Origin of the sequence: Paraburkholderia aromaticivorans (assembly GCF_012689525.1) — a bacterium.
Taxonomy (GTDB): Bacteria; Pseudomonadota; Gammaproteobacteria; order Burkholderiales; family Burkholderiaceae; genus Paraburkholderia; species Paraburkholderia aromaticivorans_A.
In genome coordinates this window covers 2,658,462-2,670,851 of record NZ_CP051515.1, presented here as the reverse complement: position 1 = coordinate 2,670,851, position 12,390 = coordinate 2,658,462, and the positions used below count along the sequence as shown (strand labels likewise).

11 protein-coding genes are annotated in these 12,390 nt (G+C 64.5%); 10 read left to right on the top strand and 1 reads right to left on the bottom strand.

Annotated features, from left to right (window positions below):
• Positions 1-76: 76 nt before the first annotated feature.
• Both HF916_RS23785 and HF916_RS23780 read left to right on the top strand, forming a co-directional pair.
• A complete protein-coding gene (locus tag HF916_RS23785) occupies positions 77-1,267 on the top strand; it encodes a M20 aminoacylase family protein (RefSeq protein WP_168791239.1) in 1,191 nt (396 codons plus the stop codon).
• Between the two features lie 66 nt (positions 1,268-1,333).
• Positions 1,334-2,635 (top strand): MFS transporter, encoded by a 1,302-nt coding sequence (locus HF916_RS23780; protein ID WP_168791238.1) that lies wholly within the window; start codon positions 1,334-1,336, stop codon positions 2,633-2,635.
• Between the two features lie 45 nt (positions 2,636-2,680).
• Here the strand turns inward: HF916_RS23780 and HF916_RS23775 are convergent, their stop codons facing one another.
• Complete coding sequence (locus HF916_RS23775; RefSeq protein ID WP_168791237.1) at positions 2,681-3,505, bottom strand: IclR family transcriptional regulator; 825 nt, start codon at positions 3,503-3,505, stop codon at positions 2,681-2,683.
• A gap of 205 nt (positions 3,506-3,710) precedes the next feature.
• On the opposite strand from HF916_RS23775, the gene HF916_RS23770 reads away from it, so the two are divergent.
• The 8 genes from HF916_RS23770 to pcaF all read left to right on the top strand — a co-directional run bounded on the left by HF916_RS23770 (position 3,711) and on the right by pcaF (position 12,211).
• Positions 3,711-4,415, top strand: coding sequence for a FadR/GntR family transcriptional regulator (locus HF916_RS23770; protein ID WP_168791236.1), 705 nt, complete (start codon positions 3,711-3,713; stop codon positions 4,413-4,415).
• Between the two features lie 67 nt (positions 4,416-4,482).
• Positions 4,483-5,373: an L-threonate dehydrogenase gene (gene ltnD, locus HF916_RS23765; RefSeq protein ID WP_168791235.1), complete on the top strand. Its 891-nt coding sequence runs from the start codon at positions 4,483-4,485 to the stop codon at positions 5,371-5,373.
• A 13-nt stretch (positions 5,374-5,386) separates the two neighbouring features.
• Positions 5,387-6,697, top strand: coding sequence for a 3-oxo-tetronate kinase (gene otnK, locus HF916_RS23760; protein ID WP_168791234.1), 1,311 nt, complete (start codon positions 5,387-5,389; stop codon positions 6,695-6,697).
• Positions 6,694-7,356, top strand: coding sequence for an aldolase (locus tag HF916_RS23755; RefSeq protein WP_168791233.1), 663 nt, complete (start codon positions 6,694-6,696; stop codon positions 7,354-7,356). The genes otnK and HF916_RS23755 overlap by 4 nt, the downstream gene beginning before the upstream one ends.
• Positions 7,357-7,433: 77 nt before the next feature.
• Positions 7,434-8,771: an MFS transporter gene (locus HF916_RS23750; protein ID WP_168791232.1), complete on the top strand. Its 1,338-nt coding sequence runs from the start codon at positions 7,434-7,436 to the stop codon at positions 8,769-8,771.
• 69 nt (positions 8,772-8,840) lie between these two features.
• On the top strand, positions 8,841-9,629 hold the full coding sequence (gene otnI / locus HF916_RS23745; RefSeq protein ID WP_168791231.1) for a 2-oxo-tetronate isomerase: 789 nt from the start codon (positions 8,841-8,843) through the stop codon (positions 9,627-9,629).
• Positions 9,630-9,646: 17 nt separating this feature from the next.
• A complete protein-coding gene (denD, locus tag HF916_RS23740; RefSeq protein WP_168791230.1) occupies positions 9,647-10,627 on the top strand; it encodes a D-erythronate dehydrogenase in 981 nt (326 codons plus the stop codon).
• 381 nt (positions 10,628-11,008) lie between these two features.
• Positions 11,009-12,211 (top strand): 3-oxoadipyl-CoA thiolase, encoded by a 1,203-nt coding sequence (gene pcaF, locus HF916_RS23735; protein ID WP_168791229.1) that lies wholly within the window; start codon positions 11,009-11,011, stop codon positions 12,209-12,211.
• Positions 12,212-12,390 lie beyond the last annotated feature (179 nt).

The following is a 12,390-nucleotide window of genomic DNA, read 5'->3' as shown; positions in this document are numbered from 1 at the left end:
GAACAAAACGGCGTGGCTATAGTGCTCGCCTGTTTGCCGCGTTTTGATGCGGCCATGAATCCATGGAGCCCTTGAGATGAGCGAAGCCGCGCGTTTTACCGAAGTGTCCGACCTGGCGCCTGCCGCCGAGAGCCTGCGCGAGATTCGCCATCACATTCACCACCACCCGGAACTCGCCTACGAGGAACATCAGACGAGCGCGCTGGTTGCCGAGAAGCTCGAAGAATGGGGCTGGCAGGTCACGCGCGGCGTCGGCCAGACGGGCGTGGTAGGCACGCTGAAAGTGGGCGACGGCAAGCGCAGCATCGGCATTCGCGCCGATATGGACGCGCTGCCGATCATCGAGCAAACCGGTCTGCCGTATGCGAGTGGTACGCACGGCAAGATGCATGCATGCGGCCACGACGGCCATACGACGATGCTGCTCGGCGCCGCGCAACGCCTCGCGGCCACCCGCAACTTTTCGGGCACGGTGCATCTGTACTTCCAGCCGGCCGAGGAGAGCGGCGTCGACAGCGGCGCGCTGAAGATGATCAACGACGGCCTGTTCGAGCGCTTTTCCTGCGACGCCGTGTTCGGCGTGCACAACCATCCCGGTGCAGAACCGGGCGTGCTGCTGTTCCGCAAAGGGCCGTTCATGTCGGCGGGCGACAAGGCGATCATCACGATCGAAGGGGTCGGCGGCCACGCGGCGCGTCCGCATCTGACGGTCGATCCGGTCGTGGTGGCGGCGAGCATCGTGATGGCGTTGCAGACGATCGTCGCGCGTAACGTCGATCCGTCGCAACCGGCGGTGGTGACGGTCGGCTCGATGCATGCGGGCACCGCGAACAACGTGATTTCGAGCAGCGCGAAGCTGGAGTTGAGCGTGCGTTCGTTCAGCCCCGAAGTGCGCGCGCTGTTGAAGAAGCGTATTACCGAACTCGCCGAAAGCCAGGCCGCGAGTTATGGCGGCAAGGCGGTGGTGGAGTACATCGAAGGCTATCCGGTGGTGGTCAATTCGGATGCCGAAACGGATTTCGCGGTGGAAGTGGCGCGCGAACTGGTCGGCGACGACAAGGTGGTCGCGCAGACCGACATCCTGATGGGCAGCGAAGACTTCGCCTTCATGCTGCAGAAGCGGCCGGGCACGTTCCTGCGGATCGGCAACGGTGCGGGTGAAGACGGCTGCATGGTGCACAACCCGCACTACGACTTCAACGACCGCAATCTGCCGGTCGGCGCGGCGTTCTGGACGCGGCTGGTGGAGCGCTATCTGGGCCAGTGATCCGGCGCGGCGAGCCGCGCCTGAATCAGCGGGACGCATAACCATAACGACGAGGAAGACCACGCGATGAGTACCACGACCCATGCGAGCCACGCCGTCGAGGCGAGCCGGCCCGCCAGCCGCGGCGCGATCGCCGCCGCGGTGATCGGCAACTGGCTCGAGTTCTTCGACTTCACCGTGTACGGCTTTTTTGCCGTGATCATCGGCAAGCTGTATTTTCCGTCGGCGGATCCGACCACGTCGTTGCTGCTGTCGGTGGCGACCTTCGCGGCTGGCTTCATCACGCGGCCGCTCGGCAGCGTCATGCTCGGCGTGTACGCGGACCGCAAGGGCCGCAAAGCCGCGCTCAACCTGACCATCATGCTGATGGCGGTGAGCACCGGCCTGATCGCGATTGCGCCGACCTATGCGCAAATCGGTCTCGCCGCGCCTTTGCTGATCGTGCTGGCGCGTCTCGTGCAAGGCTTCTCGCAAGGCGGCGAGTTCGGCGCGGCGACGTCCACGCTGCTCGAACAGGGCGGCGGTACGCGGCGCGGTTTTCGCGCGAGCTGGCAACTGGCCACGCAGGGCGGCGCGGCGCTGATGGGCTCGGGTCTCGCGGCGGCGCTGTCCGGCGCGTTGCCGAAAGACTCGCTGGAAAGCTGGGGCTGGCGCATTCCGTTCCTGGTCGGCGTGTTGATTGCGCCGGTCGGCATGTACCTGCGCCGCCGTCTGGCCGACGACGCGGTCAGCGCGCATGGCCATGCGATCGAGCGCGGCGTGCTGCACGAACTCTTCACCGCGCATTTGCGCCCGCTCATCCTGATCACGCTGACGGTAATGGGCGGCACGGTCTCGACCTACATCCTGACCTTCTACATGCCGACCTACGCGATCCACACGCTCGGCCTGCCGATGTCGCTGTCGATGCTGGTGGGCGTCGCCTCGGGCTTCGTGATGCTGATCACGTGCCCGCTGTTCGGCATGCTGTCGGATCGCATCGGCAGCCGCAAGCGGCCGATCCTGTTCGGACGCGGCGTGCTGGTGCTGCTGCTGTTTCCGGCCTTCATGCTGATCAACCGTTTTCCGCAGTTGCCCGTCATCATGTCGCTGACCGCGCTGATGCTGCTGTTTTATTCGATGGGCTCGGCGTCGGAATTCGCCTTGATGTGCGAGTCGTTTCCGCGGCGCGTGCGCGCCACTGGCATTTCGATCGCGTATGCGTTGAGCGTGTGCGTGTTCGGCGGGACCGCGCAGCTCGTCGCCACGTGGCTGATCAAGCTGACCGGCAGCAAGCTCGCGCCGGCCGGTTATGTGGCGGCGTGCGTCGTGGTGTCGTTGATCGCGGTCTCGATGCTGAAGGAAACGGCGGACAAGCCGATCAATTGATGGATCGAACGGGGCGCCGTCATGGCGCGGTGCCCGCCTTCGAGATTACCCGCGCCGTGCCACCATCTCCGAGACGGTTTGCGCGGCGTGCTGCAGCGGCTCCAGAAACGCCTTCACCATCTGTTTTCCCGAATTGCGCTGCGCATTGCCGCTGATGTTCATCGCGGCGATCACGCGTCCCTGGCGATTGCGGATCGGCGCGGACAGCGAAATCAAACCGCCTTCCAGTTCCTGATCGACGATTGCCCAGCCCTGGCGGCGCACCTGCGCGATCAGCTTCTTCAACTCTTCCTTGTCGGTGACCGTGCGCGGCGTGTGCGCGTAGAGCGGCGCGGAACTCAGCGTCGCCTCGAGCGTTTCGTCGTCGAGCGAGGCCAGCAGCACGCGGCCCATCGACGTGCAATAGGCCGGCAAGCGGCTGCCGATCGACAGGTTGATCGTCATGATCTTGTGGGTCGGCACGCGCAGCACGTAGACGATCTCGGTGCGATCGAGCACGGCCGCCGAGACGCTCTCGTGAACCTGCGCGGAGAGTTGTTCCATCACCGGCTCGGCGAGGTTCCAGAACGGCATGGAGGTCAGATACGCGAAGCCGAGGTCGAGGATCTTCGGCGTGAGGCGGAACAGGCGCCCTTCGGCCTCCACATAGCCGAGCGTCTGCAGGGTCAGCAAAATGCGGCGTGCGCCGGCGCGCGTGAGGCCGGTAGCGGCGGCGACGTCGGTCAGCGTCTGTTCCGGGCGCGTGGCGTCGAACGCGCGGATCACCGCGAGGCCGCGCGCGAACGACTGCACATAGGAGTCGCCCGGTTTGTCCGGGGCCGGGTCGGCGCTGACGGGAACGGCGGAAGACGGCGGCAGGGCTTTGCTCATGGGCCTTGAAAGATGCGTTCGAGGAACTGCGGACCCGCGCCGCGCTTGAATCCGCCGCGCGACGCGCTAAAGGCGTGACGATAGCTTAAGCCTTCTGTTTCGCCAACTTCGCCGCCTGGCGAACAAAAATCCCAGGGTTTGCATGGATGCAGCGGGGATCCAAAATTTGTATGATGACCCGATAACATGATCAATCGAGGCATCGATGTTCGACAAGATTCCTGCGAGAGCGTTGAGCGACACGGTCGCGCAGCAGCTTCTCAAGCAGATCGACAAAGGCACCTTCGAGCGCGGCGGCAAGCTGCCGACCGAGGCCGTGCTGGCGCAGCAGTTCGGCGTGAGCCGCACGGTGATCCGCGAGGCGATCTCGCGCCTGAAGAACGAAGGCGTGGTCGAGCCGCGCCAGGGCAGCGGCGTGTTCGTCGCCGCGCACGGCACGGCGCGACCGCTGCGGATCGACTACGCGGAAGCCGTCGAGCCCGGCTCGGTGGTGCAGATTCTCGCGTTGCGGCGGGCCATCGAAGCGGAAGTCGCGTCGGAAGCCGCCATGCGCCGCAGCGACGCCGACATGGTGTCGATCGACGCGGCGCTCGCGAAGATCGACGAGGCGGTGGCCGAAGGCGAGGACGGCGTGGCTGAAGACGTCGCGTTCCATCGCGCGATCGCGGCGGCCACCGGCAATCCGTATTTTCTTAAAACGCTCACGTTCCTGAATCAGTACCTGGAGGCCGGCACAGTCGTCACGCGCCGCAACGAAGCGTTGCGCGAGGACTTCTCGCGTCAGGTGCGCGAAGAGCATGCGGCGATCGCCGCCGCGATCCGCGCCGGCGATCCGATGGCGGCGCGCAATGCGGCGCGAACCCATATGTACAACGCGGCACGGCGTCTCGCGGAAGCGGGGATTTGCTGAGCTTCACTGCTGAGCGTCGATGCATGGTCTCAGGCGCGAGCGTCCAACGAATTCATAGAGGTCAAGCATGTCCAGAAATGTCGGTGTCATCGGTCTTGGTGCAATGGGCCTGGGTGTCGCGCGTTCGCTGCTGCGCGCGGGTCTGCGGGTCCATGCGTGCGATCTGCGCAGCGAGGTCCTGAATGCGTTCGTCGCGGAAGGCGGCGTGGGTTGCGCGACGCCCGCCGAACTCGGCGCGCAGTGCGAGGTGGTCGTCACGCTGGTCGTGAATGCCGCGCAAACCGAAGCCGTGCTGTTCGGCGAACAGGGCGCAGTCGCGGCGATGAAAAAGGGCGGCGTGGTGATTGCCAGCGCGACCGTGGCGCCGGACTTCGCGATCGAACTCGGCAAGCGGATTGAGGCGGCCGGCTTGCAGATGCTCGACGCGCCGGTCTCGGGCGGTGCGGCGCGCGCGGCCTCCGGCGAGATGACCATGATGACGTCCGGTCCGGCAGCGGCCTATGCCGCGTGCGAGGACGTGCTGGCCGCGATGGCCGGCAAGGTGTATCGCCTCGCTGCCGAGCACGGCGCCGGGTCGAAGGTGAAGATCATCAATCAGCTGCTGGCGGGCGTGCATATCGCGGTGGCCGCCGAAGCCATGGCGCTCGGCTTGCGCGAAGGCGTCGATCCGGATGCGCTGTATGAAGTCATCACGCACAGCGCGGGCAATTCGTGGATGTTCGAGAATCGCGTGCCGCACATTCTGAACGGCGACTACACGCCGCTTTCGGCCGTCGATATTTTCGTCAAGGATCTCGGGCTCGTGCTCGATACCGCGCGTCGCTCGAAATTCCCGCTGCCGTTGTCGGCGGCGGCGCATCAGATGTTCATGATGGCGTCCACGGCCGGTCACGGCGGTGAAGACGATTCCGCGGTGATCAAGATTTTCCCCGGCATCGACGTGCCGGCGGCGAAGTAAGCGGAGGAACGTCATGACGGCTACTACGAAACGCGCGCTGCTCGGCTGTATCGCCGACGATTTCACCGGCGCCACCGATCTCGCCAACATGCTGGTGCGCGGCGGCATGCGCACCGTGCAGACCATCGGCGTGCCCGCATCGAATGAAACGGTGGAGGCCGACGCGCTGGTGGTCGCGCTGAAATCGCGCACGATTCCCGCCGCCGATGCGGTCGCGCAATCGCTCGCCGCGCTCGACTGGTTGCGCGCGCAAGGCTGCCGGCAGTTCTTCTTCAAATACTGCTCGACGTTCGATTCGACCGACGCGGGCAATATCGGCCCCGTTACGGATGCATTGCTCGACGCATTGTCTGCCGATGGCAACGCTGGTGCGTTCACGATTGCATGCCCCGCATTTCCCGAGAACGGCCGCACGATCTTTCGCGGCCATCTGTTCGTCGGCGACACGTTGCTCAACGCGTCGGGCATGGAAAACCATCCGCTCACGCCGATGCGCGATGCGAACCTCGTGAGCGTGCTGCAACGGCAGACGCAGTCGAAAGTCGGGCTCGTGCGTTATGACGCCGTGGCGCAAGGCGTGTCGACTGTGCGCGACTCGTGCGATACGTTGCGCAATGAAGGCGTGCGCATGGCGATTGCCGATGCGGTGTCGGACGCCGACCTCTACGTACTCGGCGAAGCCTGCGCCGACCTCACGCTGATTACTGGCGGTTCCGGCGTCGCGCTGGGTTTGCCGGCCAACTTTCGCCGCGCGGGTTTGCTGAAGGAGCAGGGCGATGCCGCGCAGTTGCCGGTGGTGGAGGGATTGTCGGCGGTGCTGGCCGGCAGCGCATCCAAAGCGACCAACGCCCAGGTCGCGGAGTGGCGCGCTACACGGCCCGCGTTCCGTGTCGATCCGCTCGCGGCGGCGCGCGGCGAGAACGTCGTCGAACAGGCACTGGCTTTCGCGCAGCCGTACCTCGACAAAGCCGAGCCCATGTTGATCTATGCCACCGCCACGCCCGACGAAGTCAAGGCGGTGCAGCGCCAGCTCGGTGTGAATGAAGCAGGGCACCTGGTCGAAAACACGTTGGCGTCGATCGCGCGCAGTCTGCGCGAACGCGGCGTGCGCAAGTTCGTGATAGCGGGCGGCGAGACCTCGGGCGCTGTCGTCCAGGCGCTCGATGTGCACACGCTGCGCATCGGCGCGCAGATCGATCCCGGCGTCCCGGCCACGGCCACGACCGGCGCCGAACCGCTCGCGCTTGCCCTGAAATCCGGCAACTTCGGCACGACCGACTTCTTCGAGAAAGCGCTGCGGCATCTGAACGGAGCCGCGCAATGACCGGCGCGCCCGCACTCCATACGACGGACGAAGCACGCGTACGCGAGGAAATTTGCGTGACCGGCGCGAGTCTCTATCAACGCGGCTACACCGTGGGCACCGCCGGCAACATCAGCGCGCGGCTCGACGACGGCTGGCTTATCACGCCGACCGATGCCTGTCTTGGCCGGCTCGATCCCGCCGATATCGCCAAGGTCGATCTCGACGGCAACGCGGTGTCCGGTGGCCGGCCGTCGAAAACGCTGGCGCTGCATCGCTGCATCTATGCGCGCAACGGCGCAGCACGCGGCATTGTCCACACGCATTCGACGCATCTGGTTGCGCTAACGCTCGCGGGCGTCTGGCGCGAGACCGACGTGCTGCCGCCCATCACGCCGTACTACGTGATGAAAGTGGGCCACGTTCCCCTGATTCGTTATAAACGCCCCGGCGATCCGCAAGTCGCCGAACAGATCGCCACGCTGGCCGACAGCGTTCGCGCGGTGCTGCTCGAACGTCTCGGTCCGGTGGTGTGGGAGCGTTCAGTGGCACAAGCCGCGTATGCGCTCGAAGAACTCGAAGAGACCGCACGTCTGTGGTTGATGACGAACCCGCGGCCCGCACCGCTCGATGAAGCCGCACTCGAAGAACTGCGTACCGTGTTCGGCGCGCGCTGGTAGTCGAAGCCGACCAAACAAAACCCGGCCGCGTTGCGCTCAGCACGCCGCGTCAGGCCATCCATTCAAGGAGACAATGCATGAGTTCGTATCAGGCCGAATCCAGCCGCCCGATTGCGGCAGCCGCCACAGGACAACCCGGCGCCGCCGAAGTCGAGCGCACCTATAAGAAAGTGTTCTGGCGCATCGTGCCGTTTCTGATGCTCTGCTATGTGGTCGCTTATCTGGATCGCGTGAATGTCGGCTTTGCGAAACTGCAAATGTCGCAGGATCTGGCATTCAGCGAAACCGTGTTCGGTCTGGGCGCGGGCGTGTTCTTCATCGGTTATTTTCTATTCGAGTTGCCGAGCAACATTCTGATGCACAAGCTCGGCGCGCGTATCTGGATCGCGCGGATCATGATCACGTGGGGCTTGCTGTCGGCGGTGTTCGTGTTCGTGAAGACGCCGATGCAGTTCTACATTTTGCGCTTCCTTCTTGGCCTCGCCGAAGCCGGTTTCTATCCCGGCGTGATCCTGTACCTGACGTACTGGTTTCCGTCGCATCGGCGCGCGAAGATCATCGCGGTGTTCATGTCGGCGATTCCGGTGTCGGGCATCTTCGGCAATCCGCTGTCCGGCTGGATCATGCAGACGTTCCACAACAGCTCGGGTTTCGCGGGCTGGCAATGGATGTTTCTGATCGAAGCGGTTCCCGCCATCGCGATCGGCATTGCCACGATCCTGTATCTCGACAACGGCATCGCCGCGGCGAAGTGGCTGAGCGAACGCGAAAAGCGCCTGCTCATCGATGAAATCGCCGCCGCGCAGCCGAAGGAAAAAGCCCAGGCACACTCGCTCGGCGCGGTGTTCCGCGATCCGCGCACGTGGTGGATGTCGCTGATCTATTTCGCGTTCGTCACGGGGCAATACGGCCTGACGTTCTGGATGCCGACGCTCGTCAAATCGACGGGCGTGACCGGCGCGTTCAATATCGGCCTGCTGAGCGCGATTCCGTTTCTGTGCGCGATCGTCGTGATGAACCTGATGGGTCACAGCGCCGACAAGCGCCGTGAGCGTCGCTGGCATCTGATCGTGCCGGCGCTGTTCGGCGCGGTCGGTTTCACGGTGGCCGCTTCGTTCGCGGACAACACGGTGGTGTCGATCGCGTTTCTCTCGCTCGCCGCCGCCGGCGTGCTGACCTGCGCGCCGCTCTTCTGGTCGCTGCCCACCGCATTCATGTCGGGCGCGACTGCCGCGGCCGGCATCGCGATCATCAATTCGATCGGCAATCTCGCGGGTTTCGCGAGCCCTTACATGATCGGCTATCTGAAGGATCTCACGCATAGCACGCAGACCGGCATGTATGTGCTGGCCGGCATGCTCGTGATCGGCGCGATCGCTACGTGGCTCACGCCGGCCAAACTGGTCAATCGATAAATCGACACTCACGCGCGGCATGCATCGCTGCCGCGCGCCGCATTACACCGTTTTCAAGGAGTCGCTGCCATGCCTCGCTTCGCCGCCAACCTCTCGATGATGTACAACGAGCACGCTTTCCTCGACCGTTTCGCCGCTGCGGCGCAAGACGGTTTCGAAGCGGTCGAGTTTCTGTTCCCCTACGATTTCCCCGCCAACGAGATCAAATCGCGAATCGACGCAAGCGGTCTGACGCAAGCGCTTTTCAATGCGCCGCCCGGCGACTGGGCCGGCGGCGAGCGCGGGATTGCCTCGCTGCCGGGCCGCGAAGACGAATTCCGCCGCGGCATCGAGACCGCGCTCGACTACGCACGCGTGATCGGCAATCGCAAGCTGCATGTCATGGCCGGCCTGATCGGCGCGGATCAGCCGCGCGCGAAACATCGCGAGGTGTACCTGAGCAATCTCGCGCATGCCGCCAAGGCGGCGCAAGCCGAGGGCATCACGGTCGTGATCGAGCCGATCAATACGCGCGACATGCCGGGCTTCTTTCTGACCCGTCAGGACGAAGCGCAAGCGATCTGCGCGGAAGTCGGCGCGCCGAATCTGAAGGTGCAGTTCGACTGCTACCACTGCCAGATCGTCGAAGGCGACCTCGCGGTGAAACTCAAACGCGATATGGGCGGCATCGGCCACATTCAGATCGCCGGCGTGCCGGAACGCCATGAACCCGACACGGGTGAAGTGAACTACCCGTATCTGCTCGAACTGATCGACTCGCTCGGCTACGACGGCTATATCGGCTGCGAATACCGGCCGCGCGCGGGCACCTCGGCCGGTCTCGGCTGGTTCAAACCGTATCTGAACGCGACCCGCTAACAAGGACGAAACACATCATGAAAGTACTGATTACCGGCGGCGCGGGTTTTCTCGGCCAGCGTCTCGCGCGTGAACTGCTCGCGCGGGGTTCTCTGAAAGACCCGCAAGGCGCACCGCAAGCGATTACCGAACTGGTGCTGCTCGACGTGGTGCAAGCCAACGATTTCGGCGATAAACGCGTGCGCACGGAAGTGGGCGACATCGCGGAGCGCAGCGTGCTTGAGCGCGTGATCGACGACCAGACTTCGGCGATCTTCCATCTGGCCGCGATCGTGAGCGGCCAGGCCGAAGCGGATTTCGATCTCGGCATGCGCATCAATCTGGATGCATCGCGGCTGCTGCTGGAAACTTGCCGGCAACGTGGCCACCGGCCGCGCGTGCTGTTTACGAGTTCGGTGGCGGTGTATGGCGGCGAGCTGCCCGAAGTCGTGCAGAACGACACCGCGCTGAATCCGCAGTCGTCGTATGGCGCGCAGAAGGCAATCGCGGAGTTGCTGCTCAACGATTACGCGCGGCGCGGTTTCGTCGACGGCCGCGTGTTGCGGCTGCCCACCATCAGCGTGCGGCCGGGCAAGCCGAATGCGGCGGCGTCGTCGTTCGCGAGCGGCATCATTCGCGAGCCGTTGAACGGCGAAGCGGCGGTGTGCCCGGTCGCGGGCTCGACGCGCCTGTGGCTGCTGTCGCCGCGCAAGGCGATCGAGAGCCTGATCGCCGGGTTGGAACTCGACTCGGCTGCGCTCGGTAACCAGCGTGTACTGAACTTGCCGGGTATTTCGGTGAGCGTCGACGACATGGTCGCCGCGCTGCGCGAGGTGGCGGGCGACGCGGTCGCCGGGCGGATCGTGTTTGAGCCGGATGCGCGCGTCGAAAAGATCGTGGGTAGCTGGCCGGGACGATGGGATACGTCGCGCGCCGAAGGGCTGGGGTTGAGCGGCGAGCGCAATTTTGCCGACGTGATCCGCAGCTATATCGAGGACGAGCATATTCAGCTCCGCTAGACACACCCTGCCGCAGTCTTTAAGCCCCGTGCCGGCGCCTTGAAAACAGGGCTGCCGGCACGGGCGCGTCATTCGTCTGATCCTTTGCAAGAACGGTCGTGGCCTGCACGTATTCCCTGGTGCGGGCCTGGCCGCGCTTGACATGGTTTCGGCCACGCGCCTATTATCGTGTCTGGTTGTTCGATATGTGACCGTATGTTCGTATAAAGAACAAATCACGACATTCTCGAGCCCACCGTTCATCATCCTGCGCTAAGCTGAATTGACGCGACGGCTGACCGGCAGCCGCTTTCCGTCGCGCTTGCCGGTGCGTCCGGTTCGCGCCGGGCCGGCGTTCCGGCCGCGGCGCAGCGCACGCAGCACATCAACTGGAGACATCACATGACCGAAGCATTCCTGTGCGACGCGATTCGCACCCCCATCGGCCGCTATGCGGGTTCGCTGTCGTCGGTACGCGCCGACGATCTGGGCGCCGTGCCGCTCAAAGCGCTGATGGAGCGCAACAAGGACGTCGACTGGAACGCAATCGACGACGTGATCTACGGCTGTGCGAACCAGGCCGGCGACGATAATCGCAACGTCGCGCGCATGTCGCTGTTGCTGGCGGGCTTGCCGCAAGGCGTGCCAGGTACGACCGTGAACCGCCTGTGCGGCTCGGGCATGGACGCGGTCGGCATCGCGGCGCGCGCCATCAAATCGGGCGAGGCCGCATTGATGGTGGCCGGCGGCGTGGAAAGCATGAGCCGCGCGCCGTTCGTGATGGGCAAGGCGCCCACCGCGTTTTCGCGTCAGGCCGAGATTTACGACACGACCATCGGCTGGCGTTTCGTCAACCCGTTGATGAAGAAACTGTACGGCGTCGATTCGATGCCGGAAACGGGCGAGAACGTCGCTACCGACTACAACATCAGCCGCGCCGATCAGGACGCTTTCGCGATGCGCAGCCAGCAGAAAGCGGCGCGCGCGCAACGCGACGGCACGCTCGCGCAGGAAATCGTCGGCGTGACGATCGCGCAGAAGAAGGGCGACCCGGTCACGGTGCTGCAAGACGAGCATCCGCGTGAGACGAGCCTTGAAACGCTCGGCAAGCTCAAAGGCGTGGTGCGTCCTGACGGCACCGTTACGGCGGGCAACGCGTCGGGCGTGAACGACGGCGCGGCGGCACTGCTGCTCGCGAATGAAGAGACCGCGAAGCGCTTCGGCCTGACGCCGCGCGCTCGCGTGCTGGGCATCGCCACGGCCGGCGTCGCGCCGCGCGTGATGGGCATCGGCCCGGCGCCCGCCACGCAAAAACTGCTGGCGCGCCTGAACATGACCATCGATCAATTCGACGTGATCGAACTGAACGAGGCGTTCGCTTCGCAAGGCATCGCGGTGCTGCGCGCACTCGGCGTGGCCGACGACGACGCGCGCGTCAATCCGAACGGCGGCGCGATCGCACTGGGCCATCCGCTCGGCATGAGCGGCGCGCGTCTCGTGACCACCGCGATGTATCAACTGCATCGCACGCAAGGCCGTTTTGCGCTGTGCACGATGTGTATCGGCGTCGGCCAGGGCATTGCGATCGCGATTGAGCGGGTGTGATGGTTTAGCGGCTTAGTCCGCGCCTCGGTTAAAGCTGCTAGATGAAACAGCCTCGTCGCTCACGCGACGAGGCTGTTTCTTTTTGTGCACAATGCGCATCGGGCGCATATCGAATCTGCATCTAATTCCATCTAACGATGCCTCCGATTATGGCCGAATACCGAAAAACATTGATTGCC

Bases quoted from the DNA above. Each gene is read 5' to 3' on its own strand.
- HF916_RS23785 (WP_168791239.1), top strand. From the start codon at position 77: ATGAGCGAAGCCGCGCGTTTTACCGAAGTGTCCGACCTGGCGCCTGCC.
- HF916_RS23780 (WP_168791238.1), top strand. From the start codon at position 1,334: ATGAGTACCACGACCCATGCGAGCCACGCCGTCGAGGCGAGCCGGCCC.
- HF916_RS23775 (WP_168791237.1), bottom strand. From the start codon at position 3,505: ATGAGCAAAGCCCTGCCGCCGTCTTCCGCCGTTCCCGTCAGCGCCGAC.
- HF916_RS23770 (WP_168791236.1), top strand. From the start codon at position 3,711: ATGTTCGACAAGATTCCTGCGAGAGCGTTGAGCGACACGGTCGCGCAG.
- ltnD (WP_168791235.1), top strand. From the start codon at position 4,483: ATGTCCAGAAATGTCGGTGTCATCGGTCTTGGTGCAATGGGCCTGGGT.
- otnK (WP_168791234.1), top strand. From the start codon at position 5,387: ATGACGGCTACTACGAAACGCGCGCTGCTCGGCTGTATCGCCGACGAT.
- HF916_RS23755 (WP_168791233.1), top strand. From the start codon at position 6,694: ATGACCGGCGCGCCCGCACTCCATACGACGGACGAAGCACGCGTACGC.
- HF916_RS23750 (WP_168791232.1), top strand. From the start codon at position 7,434: ATGAGTTCGTATCAGGCCGAATCCAGCCGCCCGATTGCGGCAGCCGCC.
- otnI (WP_168791231.1), top strand. From the start codon at position 8,841: ATGCCTCGCTTCGCCGCCAACCTCTCGATGATGTACAACGAGCACGCT.
- denD (WP_168791230.1), top strand. From the start codon at position 9,647: ATGAAAGTACTGATTACCGGCGGCGCGGGTTTTCTCGGCCAGCGTCTC.
- pcaF (WP_168791229.1), top strand. From the start codon at position 11,009: ATGACCGAAGCATTCCTGTGCGACGCGATTCGCACCCCCATCGGCCGC.